Origin of the sequence: Larkinella bovis, assembly GCF_042655385.1 — a bacterium.
Taxonomy (GTDB): domain Bacteria; phylum Bacteroidota; class Bacteroidia; order Cytophagales; family Spirosomataceae; genus Larkinella; species Larkinella bovis.
Window position 1 is genome coordinate 69,504 of sequence record NZ_JBHSMA010000007.1, and the last position, 17,473, is coordinate 86,976.

At 54.6% G+C, this 17,473-nt stretch carries 15 protein-coding genes; 10 read left to right on the forward strand and 5 right to left on the reverse strand.

Annotated elements, in window-relative coordinates:
- The first annotated feature begins 109 nt into the window (after nt 1-109).
- The 5 genes from ACFPMF_RS19715 to ACFPMF_RS19735 all read left to right on the forward strand — a co-directional run bounded on the left by ACFPMF_RS19715 (nt 110) and on the right by ACFPMF_RS19735 (nt 3,033).
- Nucleotides 110-700 (forward strand): carboxymuconolactone decarboxylase family protein, encoded by a 591-nt coding sequence (locus ACFPMF_RS19715; protein ID WP_379848453.1) that lies wholly within the window; start codon nt 110-112, stop codon nt 698-700.
- A 194-nt stretch (nt 701-894) separates the two neighbouring features.
- Nucleotides 895-1,899 (forward strand): c-type cytochrome, encoded by a 1,005-nt coding sequence (locus ACFPMF_RS19720; protein WP_379848454.1) that lies wholly within the window; start codon nt 895-897, stop codon nt 1,897-1,899.
- A 207-nt stretch (nt 1,900-2,106) separates the two neighbouring features.
- Nucleotides 2,107-2,349: a hypothetical protein gene (locus tag ACFPMF_RS19725; RefSeq protein WP_379848455.1), complete on the forward strand. Its 243-nt coding sequence runs from the start codon at nt 2,107-2,109 to the stop codon at nt 2,347-2,349.
- A gap of 51 nt (nt 2,350-2,400) precedes the next feature.
- Nucleotides 2,401-2,535 (forward strand): hypothetical protein, encoded by a 135-nt coding sequence (locus ACFPMF_RS19730; RefSeq protein WP_379848456.1) that lies wholly within the window; start codon nt 2,401-2,403, stop codon nt 2,533-2,535.
- A gap of 225 nt (nt 2,536-2,760) precedes the next feature.
- On the forward strand, nt 2,761-3,033 hold the full coding sequence (locus ACFPMF_RS19735; protein ID WP_379848457.1) for a DUF4242 domain-containing protein: 273 nt from the start codon (nt 2,761-2,763) through the stop codon (nt 3,031-3,033).
- Nucleotides 3,034-3,364: 331 nt separating this feature from the next.
- Here the strand turns inward: ACFPMF_RS19735 and hemH are convergent, their stop codons facing one another.
- The gene (gene hemH, locus ACFPMF_RS19740; protein WP_379848458.1) at nt 3,365-4,450 is read right to left on the reverse strand and encodes a ferrochelatase; all 1,086 of its coding nucleotides are present in this window, start codon (nt 4,448-4,450) and stop codon (nt 3,365-3,367) included.
- 273 nt (nt 4,451-4,723) lie between these two features.
- Between hemH and ACFPMF_RS19745 the strand changes: the two genes are divergently transcribed.
- The gene (locus tag ACFPMF_RS19745; RefSeq protein WP_379848611.1) at nt 4,724-5,659 is read left to right on the forward strand and encodes a hydrogen peroxide-inducible genes activator; all 936 of its coding nucleotides are present in this window, start codon (nt 4,724-4,726) and stop codon (nt 5,657-5,659) included.
- Here the strand turns inward: ACFPMF_RS19745 and ACFPMF_RS19750 are convergent.
- Nucleotides 5,656-6,918: a DEAD/DEAH box helicase gene (locus ACFPMF_RS19750; protein WP_379848459.1), complete on the reverse strand. Its 1,263-nt coding sequence runs from the start codon at nt 6,916-6,918 to the stop codon at nt 5,656-5,658. The genes ACFPMF_RS19745 and ACFPMF_RS19750 overlap by 4 nt on opposite strands.
- Before the next feature lie 55 nt (nt 6,919-6,973).
- Complete coding sequence (locus tag ACFPMF_RS19755) at nt 6,974-8,056, reverse strand: complex I subunit 1/NuoH family protein (protein ID WP_379848460.1); 1,083 nt, start codon at nt 8,054-8,056, stop codon at nt 6,974-6,976.
- A gap of 183 nt (nt 8,057-8,239) precedes the next feature.
- Here ACFPMF_RS19755 and ACFPMF_RS19760 point away from each other — a divergent pair, with 183 nt between their 5' ends.
- The 3 genes from ACFPMF_RS19760 to ACFPMF_RS19770 all read left to right on the forward strand — a co-directional run bounded on the left by ACFPMF_RS19760 (nt 8,240) and on the right by ACFPMF_RS19770 (nt 13,050).
- Nucleotides 8,240-9,562, forward strand: coding sequence for a cryptochrome/photolyase family protein (locus ACFPMF_RS19760; protein WP_379848461.1), 1,323 nt, complete (start codon nt 8,240-8,242; stop codon nt 9,560-9,562).
- A gap of 93 nt (nt 9,563-9,655) precedes the next feature.
- Nucleotides 9,656-12,013, forward strand: coding sequence for a TonB-dependent receptor (locus ACFPMF_RS19765; RefSeq protein WP_379848462.1), 2,358 nt, complete (start codon nt 9,656-9,658; stop codon nt 12,011-12,013).
- Nucleotides 12,013-13,050 (forward strand): DUF4249 domain-containing protein, encoded by a 1,038-nt coding sequence (locus ACFPMF_RS19770; RefSeq protein ID WP_379848463.1) that lies wholly within the window; start codon nt 12,013-12,015, stop codon nt 13,048-13,050. Before ACFPMF_RS19765 ends, ACFPMF_RS19770 begins: the two co-directional genes overlap by 1 nt.
- Before the next feature lies 1 nt (nt 13,051).
- Here the strand turns inward: ACFPMF_RS19770 and ACFPMF_RS19775 are convergent, their stop codons facing one another.
- Nucleotides 13,052-14,296 carry a lytic transglycosylase domain-containing protein gene (locus tag ACFPMF_RS19775; RefSeq protein WP_379848464.1) on the reverse strand — a complete coding sequence of 415 codons (1,245 nt, stop codon included), beginning with the start codon at nt 14,294-14,296 and terminating at the stop codon, nt 13,052-13,054.
- A 248-nt stretch (nt 14,297-14,544) separates the two neighbouring features.
- Nucleotides 14,545-15,384, reverse strand: a complete 840-nt coding sequence (locus ACFPMF_RS19780) for a hypothetical protein (protein ID WP_379848465.1) — start codon at nt 15,382-15,384, stop codon at nt 14,545-14,547.
- Between the two features lie 166 nt (nt 15,385-15,550).
- Between ACFPMF_RS19780 and ACFPMF_RS19785 the strand changes: the two genes are divergently transcribed.
- The gene (locus ACFPMF_RS19785; protein WP_379848466.1) at nt 15,551-17,356 is read left to right on the forward strand and encodes a serine hydrolase domain-containing protein; all 1,806 of its coding nucleotides are present in this window, start codon (nt 15,551-15,553) and stop codon (nt 17,354-17,356) included.
- Nucleotides 17,357-17,473: the final 117 nt, after the last annotated feature.

Here is a 17,473-nt window from a genome sequence, read left to right on the forward strand (position 1 = left end):
TTTTAATTGCGAAAGAGTGAAAGGCGAAAGAGCGAATAGCTTCGCCAAAAGGTAATCAGTACGCGAAGCATTCACTCTTTCGCCTTTCACTCTTTCACTCTTTCAAACGATGACCACTTCCATCCAAAACGAAACCGTTCTGTCGCTGCTGACCAATCTGGGATTGGATACCACGGCCGCTTACCCGACTCTCGAAACGCTCGGGCAGGTTGACCACCGGTATTTGCGCGACTTGAAAATAAATCTTGGCAATGTCCTGAATAACAGCCAGCATCTGACCAAGAAAGAAGCCCGGCTGTTGGCGTTGTCGGTTGCCGTCAATGAAAAATACCAGCCGCTGATCGATAGCTTCTCGGCCCTGGCGCGTCAGGAAAGTGCCACGGATGCCGAAATTGCCGAAACACTGGCCTGTACGTCCTTGCTGAGCACGAACAACGTATTCTACCGGTTCCGGCATTTCACCGGCAAAGACTATTACCAGCAAACCCAACCCGGCATTCGCATGAGCATCATGATGAACCCGGTTTTGGGCAAGGAGTTTTTCGAACTGGTGAGCCTGGCGGTTTCAGCGGTCAACGGCTGCGAACTATGCGTGCGCTCACACGAGGAAAGCGTACTGAAACACGGCGCTACCGAAGCCCGGGTTTTCGATGCCATCCGGCTGGCGTCGGTGGTGAAAGGATTGATTACCATTTTATAATCATATCACTTTACAATCATATTCGCACGCTTCAGTAACCAAATTACTCACTTCATCAACTAACCGGTAGAGCAATTCAGGCTTTACCGGTTTTTTTTGTGCTGTTCAAATAATTAAGCCACTATTATTCTCATATGGAAAGGTTTAGGTATGTTTGCTGACGAAAATTACCTACCCTTACTTTATTTAATAGCATGAAAAAATTCCTACGCATTCTGGGCGTCTTGCTCGGAGTCATTATCATTGCCATTGCGGGAAGCGTTGCCTACATCAAAACCGCTTTGCCCAACGTCGGCCCCGCGCCGGAAATGACGATTAAATCCGATTCGGCCCAGATTGCCCGGGGTAAGTACCTGGCCAATCACGTAGCCGTTTGTGTTGACTGTCATTCCGAACGCGACTGGAGCATCTCGAGCGGACCGGTGGTTCCGGGCACCGAAGGGAAAGGGGGTGAAGCCTTTACCCGCGAAATGGGCTTTCCCGGCAATTACTACGCCAAGAACATTACGCCGGCTCACCTGAGCGACTGGACCGACGGCGAAATTTACCGGGCTATCACCGCGGGCGTTTCCAAAGACGGGCGGGCCCTGTTTCCGGTGATGCCCTATGGTAACTTCGGCCAGGTAGATCCCGAGGATATCAAGGCTATTATCGCCTACGTCCGGACCCTCAAACCGATTGAGAACAAAGACATTCCGCAACCGGAGTCTGACTTCCCGATGAACCTCATCATCAACACGATTCCAACCAAAGTGGCCGGAAGCACGCGCCCCGACCCGGCCGATTCGGTGGCGTACGGCAAATACCTGACGACCTTTGCCAGTTGCGGAGAATGCCACACACCGGTCGACGACAAGGGGCAGCCGTTGCCCGGAATGAGCTTTGCGGGTGGCCGGGCCTTCCCCATGCCTACCGGAACCGTGAAGTCGATGAACATTACGCCGGATGCGACGACCGGGATCGGTAGCTGGACGAAACAGGGCTTCATTGCCCGGTTTAAAGCGGCTGAACAACAGGGCTATAAACATCCCTCCACGGCTGAATTTGCCGAATTCAACACGATTATGCCCTGGATCATGTACTCCGGCATGAGCGAGCAGGATCTGGGGGCCATTTTCACCTATCTGAAGACGGTGACGCCGGTCAAGAACGCGGTGGTGAAATTTACCCCGAAAGGCAAAGAAGTCGCCAGCCGGTAACCAACTCGGTTGATCCCTTAACAGCAGACTCGTCGAACGGCGGGTCTGCTTTTTTTAGGCCCTTCCCGCTCCTTTTCCTGTCGACGGCTTCAAAAATCACGGATTTCAGGGACCAAAAATCACGGATTTCGGTGATTTTTTCCAGTAAAAAGGGTCAGACCTTTGTGCCCATAAACACAAATACACCTTCTGAACATCCTTTTTGCTTTGAAACGGATCTTATTAACCATCGCGTCTCTCACCGGAATTGCCCTGGTCGTTGTCAGTCAGCTTGCTACAGCGTCCACCCTGAGAGCAGTACTTTCCTCGCTTGCTGCGGCCCCCGATTGCCCCCGCATAACCATTCACCAGGCTGACGAGTCGGAACCAATCCGGAACGTGCCTTTTCCGGAACGGCGCCATAAGTCCCTGGGCGATATTCGGGTCCTGCCAACCCCCGTCCGGCCCTGACGCTAAAACCGCCGGCCGGCATCAACTGAATACTTTGAATGACCACCCCCTATGAAAACGGTCCTCCTTTCGCTGCTTACCGTACTGTGTACGCTCGTATTTGCCGGCTTCAGCCGCCTTGATTTTTTTGACAACGATGATTTCGACATTACGTGGGAAGAAATCGACGATGATTTATGGCCGTAAAAGAGTCCTTCCGGGGCCAGTCGTTCGGTCGCGCAGTCGCAAGTCGATAAGCTACTTTTCCAACCGAGGTACTAAATCGAATTTTTATCAGGTACCGACAGCAAGCTCACCAGATTCGTAGCCTTGTGCTGTTGCCCTGAAAGGAAAGCGGAGACCAGAAACCGCCAAAACGGGGCGTAACCGAAAAGCCTAACGAGTAGGAAACCAAACAAACAACAAATTACCATGCCAAAGTATGTTATTGAACGAAAAATTCCCGGTGCAGGTCAACTGACGACCGATCAGTTGAAAACCATTTCGCAAACCTCCTGCGGTGTCCTTAATACGTTGGGGCCTCAGATTCAATGGGTTCAAAGCTATGTAACGACCGATAAAATCTACTGCGTTTACAATGCGCCCGATGAGGAAATGATTCGGGAACACGCCCGGCTGGGTGGCTTTCCGGCTAATGTGATCAGCAAGGTATCCACCCTCATAGATCCGACCTCGGCGGAATGAACCGTTGTCCGGGCCATTGATTCCGTTGCCCAATGCAATCAGCAGAACGCGTCATTTACAGGAAACTACCGCCATCATCACTTTCAAAGCTGAAGACCCCCCGGCCTTTCGAGGAAGACTCCCGCCGGCTTTACAACGATCCGGCTGTCGTTTCAACTCGATTCCAATGCTCCGCCCGAACAACGGCAGCCCCCAAAAAGCTGACTGGGCGGTATGGCGTACCGATCAAACGCTGACGCGGGGCATTTCCATCGAAATGGCTTTTGCCGACAGTAAATGACACTCCCTTCAAAACCGTAAGCCCGCCAATTGGCGGGCTTACGGTTTTGGGCTAGGATTGCCTGGCCTTCTGCACCAGATCAACCAGCAACTCGATCCATATTGGACTATCATTCAGGCTGTCAACCAGTTGCCACCGTTTCCCACCGTGTTTTTCAAATAATTCCCTGTATTCAACGCCCACCTCGACCGTCGTCTCCAGGCAGTCGGCAACAAAAGCCGGCGAAAAGGCGAGCACACTCGTCACCCCTTTTTGGGCCAGTTCCGGAATTACATCGTCCGTATACGGTTTAATCCAGGGATCCTTGCCAAGTCGGGACTGAAAACTGGTGGTGTATTTCCCTTCCGGAATGCCCAGCGCCTTTACCAGCAACCGGGTTGTTTCAAAACACTGCGCCCGGTAACAATATTGATTCTGGGCATGCAGCGACGAACAACAATCGCCCAGCTTACAAACCTGGCCGGTTGTATCCCCTTTCCGAATCTGTCGTTCCGGCAAACCGTGGTAGCTAAACAGGAAGTGGTCGAACGATTCCCTGTCCATGTAGGGCCGCGCGCGCTGGGCGAATCCCTCAATGAATTTCGGATGATCCAGAAAACTGTTCGTAAACTCGATCTTCGGAATAACCTGCCATTTGCCGACAATTGCCATCACCTTCTCGTAGATCGATCCCGTGGTGGCCGATGCGTATTGCGGGAAAAAAGGAATCACGATAATTTCGGTCAGACCGAGTTGCTGAAATGCCGACAAACCGGCGTCAATGCTCGGGTTCTGGTACCGCATGGCCAGTTTGACCACAAACTCACTTCCCAGCTGCTTTTGCAGTTCGCGCTCGGCAATCTCTCCGTAATACTTTAAGGGTGAGCCATTTTCGGTCCACACCTCCCGGTATACTTTCGCCGATTTGGGGGCCCGAAACGGGGCAATAATTCCATTGACCAGCATATACCGCTGGGCGTATGGAATATCGATCACCCGGCCATCCATCAGAAATTCCCGGAGGTATTTCCGCACATCGGGCACCGACGGACTATCGGGTGTTCCGAGGTTTACGAGCAGAACGCCGGTTTTGCCGACGGGCTTCCGGGCAACCGGAGATTCTTTTACAACAGGGACATCCATACCGGATATTTCCATACGTGAATAATGAGTTGGCAGATCAAAATTACAACCGAAACCGCATCAACTCAATCAATATTTTTTATTTATAGATCGAAATTATTGATGAGCGATAGAACACTTGTATGAGTTTCCGGGTTATTAAAAGGCGGGAGGTTCGTATGGCTTCACCGGTTGAATGGCGAAAACGACTTATTTTTAAGGTTATCTGTCAGCCCTTTTTAACGCGTGAATCCAATTCGCAAACCCGCTCAATCCGTTCCCATTACGCCGTTTTTAACCAGTTCGTCCGTGACGCTTTCCCAGTTAGAATACATTGTTGCCGTTGATACCCACCGCCATTTTGCCACGGCCGCCGATCATTGCCACGTAACCCAGCCGACGCTTAGTATGCAGATTCAGAAGCTGGAGGATGAGCTGGGCATGTTGCTGTTCGACCGGTCGAAACAACCCGTTGTGCCGACCGAAACCGGGCAGATTATTCTGGATCAGGCGCGGGAAGTTTTGCGGGCCGCCCGCCGTATTCCGGAAATCGTGAAAGAATCGCGGGAAGATTTCAGCGGTGAACTCCGGTTAGGCATCATTCCGACGCTGGCCCCGTACCTGCTGCCGTATTTTATCGGTCAGTTTATCGGCCGCTATCCGGCCGTGACAGTCCAGATTCAGGAAATGATGACCGAACAAGTGCTCGAACGACTGAAAAACGGCCTGATCGATGTCGGGATTGTGGTCACCCCACTGGACGAAAACGGCCTGCTGGAAGTTCCGCTGTTCTACGAACCGTTCGTGCTGTATGCCGCCAATTCGCACCCGCTTTTCCAAAAGGCAACCGTTTCCGCCGGCGACTTAAAATCGGACGGCTTGTGGCTGCTGACCGAAGGGCATTGCTTTCGGAATCAGGTGGTGAGCCTCTGCGGTACGGATAAACGACAAACCGGCAGCCAGCCGCTTCGCTACGAAACCGGCTCCCTCGAAACCCTGATCAAACTCATTGATAAGCAGGACGGTTTTACGCTGCTTCCCTACCTGGCAACCGTCGACATGGACGAAACCCGAAAAGCCCGCATCCGGCCTTTTGACGCTCCGCAACCCGTGCGGGAAGTGAGTCTGGTCATGCACCGCAGTTTTCTGAAACGGAAACTGATCGATGTATTCAAACAGGAAATCCTGACCCACCTTCCCCCCGAGCTGGTGTCCCGGAAAAAGACCAATGTCGTTCAGCTTTAACGCCGGCTAAACCGGCTCCGGTTGCCATTCCGAAAACCGCGTCGGGCATTTTCACTCCGGTTTTCGGCCGTTCCGGCCTGCGGCCGGTTGACCAGCTCCGTCTCCACCAGGGCAGGCGCCGTTCCCAGAGGATAAGGATGGTTATCAACAACCGGTATATTTTTGGAAATCAACTTGTTAATATCACGCAGGTATTCTTTCTCTTCCGCATCGCAAAACGAAAAGGCTACGCCGTTATTCCCGGCCCGACCCGTCCGGCCAATCCGGTGAACGTAGGTTTCCGGAACATTGGGCAATTCGTAGTTGATAACGTGCGAAAGCTCCTCGACATCGATGCCCCGGGCGGCAATGTCCGTTGCCACCAGCACGCGGGTCTGGCGGCTTTTGAAATTGGTCAGCGCGCGTTGGCGGGCGTTCTGTGATTTATTCCCGTGAATGGCTTCGGCCTGAATACCCGCCTTCGCCAGATCCTTGGCTACTTTATCCGCCCCATGTTTCGTCCGGGCAAACACCAGCGCCGAGCCAATCGTCGGATCGTTCAGCAGGTGGATCAACAACCGTTTCTTGTTGGCTTTATCCACAAAATAGACCGACTGCCGGACCGTTTCGGCGGTGGACGAAACCGGCGTCACTTCTACTTTGGCCGGTTTTCTCAGAATCGAATCGGCCAGTTTGGCGACATCCGACGGCATGGTTGCCGAGAAAAACAACGACTGGCGCTGCGACGGCAGTTTGGCAATCACCTTCTTGACATCGTGAATGAAACCCATATCCAGCATCCGGTCGGCTTCGTCGAGCACGAACAGTTCGATGGTCCGCAGGTCGATCAACCGCTGGTTCATCAGATCGAGCAGCCGCCCCGGCGTGGCAACCAGAATATCGACCCCGGCTTTCAGGGCCTGCACCTGAGCGTGTTGCGAAACGCCACCAAAAATAACCGTATGGCGCAGGGTCAGAAACCGTCCGTAGGCCGCGAAGCTTTCCCCGATTTGAATAGCAAGCTCGCGCGTAGGCGTCAGGATCAGGGCTTTGATCGGCTTGGGGCCTCGTTCCGGCCGTTGTTGCTCGCTCAGAATCTGCAGGATTGGAATGGCAAATGCTGCGGTTTTCCCAGTGCCGGTCTGGGCGCACCCCAGCAAATCCTGGCGGCCGAGTAAAATGGGAATGGCTTGTTCCTGAATGGGTGTGGGGTTGGTATAGCCTTCGGCGCTCAGAGCCTTCAAGATCGGCTCGATGAGCGGTAATTTCGTAAATGACATGTGGTAAATTTAGGTACTTTACCTGTACAACTGTTTCAGGACAAATAAAGTGCCATTACACCATCAACAACCGCCAGACACCGGAAATTAACAGCAGAATCAGGCTGGCCGGCGTCAAAACTTTCCAGCAGAGAAACATCATCTGATCGACGCGCACGCGCGGAAACGTCCACCGCACCCACATTTGCACCAAAACCGCCAGCATCGCTTTGGAAAACAGCCAGAAAACACCGGTTATATTGCCCCAGACCGTACCCGGCAAACCGCTCGTCCAGTCGGCCAGCCGCAGGGGGCCAATGTTGGGCAGCGGAGTGTTCCAGCTTCCCAGAAACAATATTGCGCCCAGAAACGACACCAGCAGCATCATGGCGTATTCCGACAGCATCAGCAGCGCAAACCGCATGCCGCTGTATTCGGTATTGTAACCGCCCACCAGTTCGGATTCCCCCTCGGGCAGGTCGAAGGGTGCGCGGTTGCTTTCGGCCAGGGTCGTGATAAAGAAGATGACGTAGGCAATCAGCAGAAACGGATTGCGAAAAATGTTCCAGGTAAAAATACCGCCCCAGTTCGTGACATCGATGCCCAGCGCCTTGACCCCGAACAGGTAATTGGTTTCTGCCGTATAAATGCCCTGCTGAAAACTCATCTCCTGCAAGTTCAGCGTCTGGCCGATCATGACGGCGCAGAGAATGGTCAGACCCAGCGGAATTTCGTAGGAAACAATCTGCGCCACCGAACGCATCGCTCCCAACAGCGAATATTTGTTATTGGAACCCCAGCCCGCCATCATGATCCCGATCACATCGACCGACACAATGGCCATCAGGTAAAAGACCCCCACTTCGGTGGAGGACCCCTGTAGGTCGGGCGTCAGCGGCATGACGGCATACCCCGCAAAAACCGAGGCAAAAATGACCATCGGGGCCAGTAAAAACAGTTTCCGGTCGGCGGCTTTCGGGACAATATCTTCCTTTTGCAGCAGTTTCAGCAAGTCCGCAATCAATTGCAGCAAACCGTATTTCCCGACCTCCATCGGTCCCAGCCGGTCCTGAATAAAGGCCGAGACTTTCCGTTCGAGGTAGACCCCGATCACCACAAAACTGACCGCAAGAAGTAAAAAAACCGGGAGAGCAAGCATATGTACGTATCCACGGACGGTAGTCCGTGCCTGATTCCTGAGTAGGTACGATTTCTCCTGCTTTCGCCGAAAAACCGTATTATCTTTCAAATATAGACACGGCTGACTAAAATCACGGACTAAAGTCGGCGGGGATGGTAAACATTTGCGGTGAACGCAGGGTTGCGTACCCAAAACCATCGTATGACCCTTCCACCCACCGAACCCGTCGTCCTGTTCTGGTACCGCCGGGATTTGCGCCTGCACGACAATGCGGGTTTATACCACGCCCTCCGCAGCGGTCAGCCGGTTTTGCCGGTTTTTATTTTCGATCAAACCATTTTGGAAACGCTCGACGATCGGAACGACCGGCGGGTTAACTTTATTTACCAAACAATTCAGGCTCTTCAGGAAGCGTTTACAAAGCTGGGAACGTCGCTGATCGTCAGGGCTGGAAAACCGCTGGAGGTGTACCGAAAGCTCCTGAACGAGTTGCCCATTCGCGCGGTTTACACGAACTACGACTATGAAGTCTACGCCAAGGAACGCGACCAGGCCGTGGCGGATTTGCTCCGCGAAAACGGCGTTGCATTCCACGCCTACAAAGACCAGACCCTCTTCGACCGCGACGAGATTCTGACCGGCAACGGATCGCCGTATACGGTTTTTACCCCGTACAGCCGTCGTTGGCTGGACAAACTGAACCACGTTTATCTGCAGTCCTACCCCACCGAAGCTTATGTTCGAAACTTCCTGACCATCAACCCGCAACCCATTCCAACGCTCGAAGCGCTGGGTTTTCAGCCGTCGAAGGCGTCGTTCCCGGCAAAAACCGTAGCCGACCGCCTGTTGGCCCATTACAAAGAAAGCCGTGATTTTCCGGCGCAGCCGGGTACGAGCGAACTCGGCATTCACCTGCGATTCGGCACCATCAGCATCCGCGAACTGGCCCGGCAGGCTCACCAGCAAAGCGCAACCTTTCTGAACGAACTGATCTGGCGGGATTTCTATTTTCAGGTACTCGACCACTTTCCGCACGTCGAAAAAAGAGCGTTTCGGCCCGCCTACGACCATATCCGGTGGCGCAACCACGAAGGCGAATTCCAGCGCTGGTGCGAGGGCCAAACCGGGTATCCCATTGTCGATGCGGGCATGCGCCAGCTTAACGAGACGGGCTGGATGCACAACCGCGTCCGGATGATTACGGCCAGTTTTCTCTGCAAACACCTGCTCATCGACTGGCGCTGGGGCGAAGCGTATTTTGCCCGCAAACTCCGGGATTACGACCTGGCCGCCAACAACGGCGGCTGGCAGTGGGCCGCCGGTTCGGGCACCGATGCCGCGCCCTACTTCCGGGTGTTCAATCCGACCTTGCAGGCGCAGAAATTCGACCCGCAAAGCGACTACATCCGGCGGTGGGTGCCGGAGTTCCAGTCGCTTTCCTACCCGCAGCCGATGGTTGACCACCCGATGGCCCGAAACCGGGCGATAGAAGTTTATAAAAAAGGATTAGCCGCAGCCCAATAGCCCCCGAATTGTACTCATAAAATTGTAACTTGGACGATTCCAACCTATTTCCGGTTTTTGTTGTCCATACGAATACAAGCCTGATCCTGATGCATGCCTAAACGTTACCTTTTCAGTTTCGTTTTGTTTCTTTTTGTCTCCCAGGCCCTTATCGCCCAACGCGTTACCCTGAGCGGAACCGTGATGCGGGCCGACACGAACCTGCCGGTGGCTGGGGCCAGCCTGTTCGTCACCGAATCCGGGGCCGGAACCACCACCGACGACCAGGGCCGGTTTTCGTTTTCGCTCCGACCCGGTTCCTACCACATCAGTCTCACCGCCGTCGGTTTCAAATCCGAGCGCCCGTTTATTGTGGTGAACGCCAACCGAACGGCGGTTTTCAAACTCATTTCCCAAACCTTCGAACTCGACGAAGTGGAAGTCCGCGACCGACGCGCCGATCAGAATGTCAAGGATGTGCGAATGAGCCAGATTCAGCTCGACGTCCGGCAACTGAAAAAAATGCCGGTGGTGCTGGGCGAACCGGATATTCTGAAGGCGCTCACCTTGCAGGCCGGGGTGTCGACGGCGGGTGAAGGCGCGGGCGGTTTTAACGTACGCGGGGGCCGCACCGACCAGAATCTGGTGCTGCTCGACGGCGCTCCGATGTACAACACCTCCCACCTGCTCGGTTTTTACACCAACGTCAGCTCGGATGTCGTGCAGGATGTCAATTTGTACAAAGGCAGTTTTTCGTCCCAGTATGGTGGCCGGATTTCATCGCTGCTGCTCGTCAACACCAAAGCCGGGAACAGCGAACGCTGGCGGCTGGCGGGCGGCCTCAGTCCCATCAGCGGGCGGCTGGTGGTCGATGGCCCGATTGCCAAAGGATTGACGTTGCTGGCGGCTGGTCGGGTGGCGTATCCGAATTGGGTTTTAAAGTCGTTTCCTGAGCGCAGCGCGGCCAAACAAAGCCGGGCGTTTTTCTACGATGGGAATCTGAAACTTACGTATTCACCAAATGCCCTCAATACGTTTTCGCTCTCGGCCTACCGCAGTGACGACCGGTTCAAATTTCCGGGCGATACCACGTATGGCTGGCAATCCAATGTCGTTTCGGGACGCTGGAGCAGTTTGTTACGCCGGAATTTACAACTGAATGTCAACGCCTTGTACAGTGGGTATCAATACCACGTCGACGGCGACACCGAAGGCTACACCTTTCGGCTAACGTCGTACATCCAGCACCGCGAGGCCAAAACCGACCTGTTTTATACCCTGTTCGAAAAACACAAATTACAGGTCGGTGCCAACGGGATTCTGTACCGGATTCAGAAAGGCGACCAGCAGCCTGCCGGTGGTAATTCGAGCATCAATCCGAAACGGCTGGAACCCGAAAACGCCCGCGAACTGGGGGTCTACGTCCATACCGAATGGACCCTGACGCCAGCCATTACGGTGCAGGCAGGGTTGCGGTATTCGTCCTTTAGCCAGTTGGGACCGCAAACCGTGTACCGCTACGCCGGCCAGGTGCCCCGAACGCCCGAAAGCGTGGTCGATTCGACGGTGTACGGCGATGGCAAACCCATTCAGACGTACGGCGGTTTTGAACCCCGGCTCGGTGTCCGCGTGCAACTGGCCGACGATTTTTCGGTGAAGTTTAATTACAGCCGAAACCGCCAGTACATCCACCTGATTTCGAATACCACGGCCATTACGCCTTCGGATTTCTGGAAAGCCAGCGATTCCTTTGTGCCCGCGCAGGTCGCTGACCAACTGGCCGTCGGGCTGTTTAAAAATCTGAATGACAATGCGATCGAGGTCGCACTGGAAGGGTATTATAAAACCATCGACAACCTCGTTGAATACCGCAACGGTGCCACGCTCCTGCTGAACGAACGACTGGAAACGGATTTATTGAAGGCCCACGGCCAAGCCTACGGTGTTGAACTGAGCGTGGCCCGCAACCGCGGCAAGCTGACCGGGCAGTTCAATTATTCGTACGCCCGTTCGCTGGTCGCGGTGCAAACCGCTTTCAGTGAGTTGCAGGTGAACCGGGGCAAGTGGTTTCCGTCGAATTTCGACAAACCGCACAACCTGAACCTTCAAACCCGGCTGGCGATGCGGTACAACTGGATATTCACGACCAATTTTGTCTACAGCACCGGCGTTCCGGCGACTTATCCCGACGGTCAGTACGTGTTTGCCAACCAGCCCACCCTCAACTACTCCCGACGCAACGCCGACCGGATTCAGGATTACCACCGGCTGGACATTGCTTTCTCGAAGGACACGCGCCTGAGCAACCGCCAGAATCGCTACAGCATCTGGACCATCGGAATTTACAATGTGTATGCCCGTAAAAACCCGTATTCGGTCTATTTCAACCGTTCGAACGCGCGCACCGATGCCTACCGGTTAGCCGTATTCGGAACGCTGATTCCGTCGATCACCTATAATTTTCACTTCTGATGAAGCCGGTACTTTTAACGCTATTGATCCTGGCCGGGCTGGTCTCCTGCATCGACCAGGTTAACCTGCCCATTCGGAACGAAAAACCGCAATTGGTGGTCGATGGGTTGATTACGAACGAAAAACCGCCGTATACGGTCCGCCTGTCATATTCGGGCAGCTTTACCTTCGATCAGGAAACACCCCAGGATCAGAAGATTACCAACGCCACCGTCACCCTGGCCGACGATGCCGGACATTCGGCCTCCCTGGCCCATACGGCTTCCAATCCGGGCCATTACCAGACAACCGATTCATCCTTCGTCGGTCAACCGGGCCGCTCGTATACGCTAACGATCCGGTTGGCCGACGGAAAGATCTACGTATCGGCCCCGGAAAAAATGCCCGCCAATCCGGGCATTGACCGCGTGTACGCCCGGTTTACACCCACCGAAAGCGTGACGCTGCCGTACCAGTACTATTTTTACGCCGACATCACCGACCCGGCGGCCCAGACCAATTTTTATCGGTGGACGGCCTATACGTACACGACCCGGATCTCGACCGGCATTCCCTGTTGTCTGGGGTGTCCGGGCCGCTGTTATGATCGCTGCTGGTTGCAGTTTTTTAGCCAGGACATCAATATTTTGTCAGACAACGGAGTAAATGGAAACCGTCTTCCCCAACGGCTGGTGATGCGTTCGCCGATCTACAATCCCGGCCCCACGCTGGTTGAAGTGCAGCAGTACAGCCTGACCCCGGCGGCCTATCAGTTCTGGAAGCTTTTTAAGGAACAGCAATCCCGCACCGGCACGATTTTCGACCCATTACCGGCCTCCGTTACCGGGAACATTACGAACGCCAGCGACCCGGAAGAGCACGCATTGGGTTATTTTGGGGCATCGGCCATCGCGCGCAAGCGGTTTCGGGAGCAGGGGGATGCCACCTACGGTCAGGCGATTTACGGTTTTATCAGTTCGCTTATTGTTCCGCAGGGCGATTGCCGGGCGACGTACGGTTTTCAATGGCCAGTTTCGGAACCAGCGGGCTGGCAGTAAGTTACAACACTTTCCAGCCCACGAGCCAGGTGCGGCCGCCCGGTTTGAGTTGATCGGCTTTGGGCACCGGTGCACCGGCCAGACCGGTTTGGGGGTTCATTGAAATCAGCGTCACCTTGTACGGCTGCGGGCCGGTCGCCGAAACCAGTCTGGTGGACCGCAAAAAAATCTGGCCCAGTCGCTGGTCGATATCGTCCACCACGGCGTAGAGTATATCGTCTTTCCCCAACTTCTGATCGCCGATCTGGACGGCTTCTGTCAGCCGGAATTGCCAGGTTTGCCCAACGGCCAACTTACCCGGTTTGAGCAGTTCGGCCTGCACATCCCCTTTGTACAACACCGACGGTTCCGCTTTCGGCCGCGACAGCGCGCCCAGCAGGCTATCCACCGAAGCGCTTTCAATCCTTAACGCCATGCTTTCCTTGGGTTCGATGGCAAAGCCAACCGGTTCCGGCTCTTCGGCCGGGATGATGCCCCTGGCGATGGCTTCCGCCCGCTCCCGTTCGTACGAATTGCCCGCCGATGCCATCAGGTTGCTGGTCAGGTACTGCCCCGGAAACTGAAAAAACTCCTTGACAGCCACGATCTTGTAGAGGTAATCGCTCGTTTCCTGATTCATGCTCAGGAAATAATAATTCGTCTCCCGCTGTTTCTTCATGTGCGATTGCATGCGGCCAATGCCGCCGTTGTAGGCAGCCGCCACCATCGTCCATGACCCCAGATTCCGGTGCAGAATCCGCAGGTAGCGACAGGCCGCGTCGGTCGATTTGAGGAGGTCCTTGCGCTCGTCTACTTTGTCGTTCATTTTCAGGCCGAGTTCGCCGGCGGTTTCGGGCATCAGTTGCCAGTAGCCCAGCGCACCCTTGTGCGAAACTGCATCGGCCTGCAAACCACTTTCGACGATGGCGAGGTACTTGAAATCCTCGGGAATGCGGTATTTGCGCAGAATCGGTTCGATAATGGGAAAATACTGCGCGATGGCCCGACGCCGGAAATTAAGCAGGTGATTTTGCGAGGAGATATTGCGCATCAACGCCACGGACAGGTTATGGGCCACGGCTCCAGTTTCCACCGGAACCGGTTCTCCGCAAAAATTAACGGCCGCCGGTTTCGGCACCGGAATGGTCCGGGTGGGCGGTTTCTGCGATCCGCTCCGGGCGTTCCGCTGGGCCAAAACCGCCGTCGAAGCGGTGATACTGAGGAAACTGATGAGAGTAATTGCAACGAATATTCCGGAATGACGCACGTCCTATAACCTTGGTTGTCAATGAAGAAAACGTTCATCATCCGTTTTCTGTTTCGATTAGACGCGGTTTTTAGGAAAAGGTTACGAGGGCGGGTCAAAAAAATCGTAAGAATCGCACCGGTCGGGCCTGATTAGAGACGAGTCGGCTACCGATCGCCCGGTCGACTCGGTTCAAACCCCTTTCTGCGGATTTAAAATCCGCAGAAAGGGGAATCCGGATTTGAAATCCGGATTAGCGAATTAGCCTTTTACTTCAGCGAATAAGCCTTCACCGTATTGTGGAAGAAGGTCGGAACAAACAGCATTTTCGTAGCAGCGTGGTAGCCGATATCCGCCGAGTTGATTTTTTCACCCGAGGTATCCAGCTTCAGCTCGGTGCTGCCATCCGCCTTCACATGCCAGATTTTACCACCCCATTCGGTCACGATGTATTCTTTTTTACCCAAGGCCACGATGCCGTCGATACCGCCCATACCCTTTGCCAGTGTCGTGAGTTGCCTGGTCGCCGGGTTCAGGCTCAGCAGCGAACCGTCGCCGTTGCCGATCAGCACCTGCCCGTTTTCGACGTAAAGACCGTTGCAGCCCTTCAGCGGGGCACCGTCCAGCACCAGCGCCGGTTTTCCGTTGGTGATCGACCACACCTTGCTATTGCCCGAATCGGTAATGTAAATCACGCCCTTTTGGGTATCGATGGCAATGTCATTCAGAAACTTAGCTCCTTCGATCGGATAGCGGTTCAGGATTTTACCCGACGAAAGGTCCACTTCGGCCACCTGGGTCATTTCGGTGACATACAGCTTATTCCCCAGAATCCCCATTCCCTTCGTGGAGTTGAGATTTTCGGTAAATTTCAACTTGATCACCTTTCCATCCAGGCCCACTTTGGCCAGAAAGCTGTTTTTGTTGTCCATCGACGGGCCGCCGTTGATACAGGCTACGTATAACACCTTGTTTTTGGAATCGACCAGCACACACTCGGGCGTCCGCAGCGTGGTGTCTGATTCCCAGACAGGTTTCAGCGTAAAGCTCTGGGCCATGCTGGAATAGGCTCCGCTTAGTAATAGGGCGGCAAAAGCTAGTTTTTTCATGATAATCAGGGTTGGTTTGATGAAAATAGAAGGTTAGAATGCGCTCAATTCTGTAAGCGACCAAAATACTGAATTTACCGCTGAAAGATCGGATATTTATTCCGTCCCGCAGGAATATTAATCCTTATCTTGCCAGCCCGTTGTACTACCGCCCTTGTCGAATCGCATGAGAGTTCTTTTCCTGAATTTAGTGCTGCTGCTGGAAACCGTCCGCGCCATGGCCCAACCCTCGCCCGGCAATCTTCATTCGTTAACCGCCATTCGGGACGCCGAAAAACAGATCACGCTGCTCAACAACCCATCGGCCCTGATTCCGGTAGCTGACCTCCAGAACCTGAAAACGGCCAGTGTTCATTTCGCCTTCGGCCAGCAGGCGGTTTTCGACAGCCTGGCCAGCCGGTATGCACCGATCACCCCCTTTGCGCTCCACCATACCCCAACGGATTCCGCGCTGCTGGCCCTCCACGACCGGCTAAAACTGCACAACCTGATTCTGATCACGCTGACCGATGCTACGCCGATTTCCCCGAACGTACTCCGTTTCATCACCGATCAGCAGGCCATTAACCGGGTGGTGATCATTCTGGCGGGCAGCGGAAAAAATCTGGCATCGTTGGAATCCGTGCGTTCGCCCATTATCTGGTACCCCGCCAACACGCCGGAAGGCGCATCGGCAGCCGCCCAACTGCTCTTCGGTGGCATCGCCACGTCCAACCGCTTACCGGCCACCTTCAGCACCCGCTTTAAGCAGGGAAGCGGTTTTCCCACCCCGAAAATCCGGCTGGGCTATACCATTCCGGAAGCCCAGGCGATCAGCAGTCGCCGGTTGACCGCAATTGATTCACTGGTCAATGTCGCCATCGCCGACCACGTGACGCCCGGAGCGGTAATTTTACTCGCCAAAGACGGACAGGTGATTTTCCACAAAGCCTACGGCCATCATACCTATTCGGAACCGGAGAAAACCAAACCGGATGACATTTTCGACATGGCTTCGGTCACCAAGGTGAGCGCCACCACGCCATCCATCATGCGGCTGCTGGACCAGAACCGCCTGAAGCTCAGCGACCCGATCAGCACCTACGTCGCGCGCACCCGGGCCATCCCGGACAAAGCGACTATTACCATCCGGGAAGCACTGCTCCACGAAGGCGGTTATACACCGTACATCAAGTTTTACGAACAACTCAAACCCCTGGACCTGAGTACCGATTCGTCGGCGGCCTTTCCGACCAAAGTGGCCGACCGTTTTTTTCTGCGGGCCAACTATTTTGAAGACGTGATGTGGCCGGTAACGCTCCGTTCGCCGGTGAAAACCCGGGGCAAATACGTCTACAGCGATGTGAGCATGTACATGCTCAAGGAAGTCGTCGAGACGGTTTCGCACCAGCGACTCGACGAATACGTTCTGAACGAGTTCTATTGGCCAATGGGCCTGCAATCGACCGGTTTTTTACCCCGAAACCGGTTTCCGCGCTCGCGGATTGTGCCGACCACCGACAACGACAACTGGTTCCGCACCATGCGGGTGCAGGGCTTCGTCAACGATCCCGGAGCCGCGATGGCCGGGGGCGTCGAAGGCCATGCCGGGCTGTTTGCCAACGCCAACGACCTCGCCATTCTGTACCAGATGTACCTCAACAAAGGTACCTACGGCGGTCGCAAATACATCGAACCGGCTACGCTTCAGCTTTTTACCGCGAAGCAATCGGAAGGCAGCGGACGCGGCTATGGTTTTGACCGGACGAAACTCCCCGGTGATGCCACCCGGCGCTATGCCTCGGCACTGGCGTACGGTCATTCGGGCTATACGGGCACCTACGTCTGGGTCGATCCCCAGTACCATATGGTCTATATCTGCCTGACCAACCGCGTGTATCCCGACGACTCCAAAACCTACGGCAAACCCACCATCAATCTCCGGGCGCTGCTCCTCGACCGGTTTTACGAAGCCGTTGCCAGCGGTTTATAATGGGCAAAGCGGAACCGGAATTTTTAGCCATTGCCGACCAGGAACGGCTAACGATCTCCGGCGATGGGATGCCGTAAAAGGAAGACCCACGTTTTTTTAATTGACAAAACCGCCGAA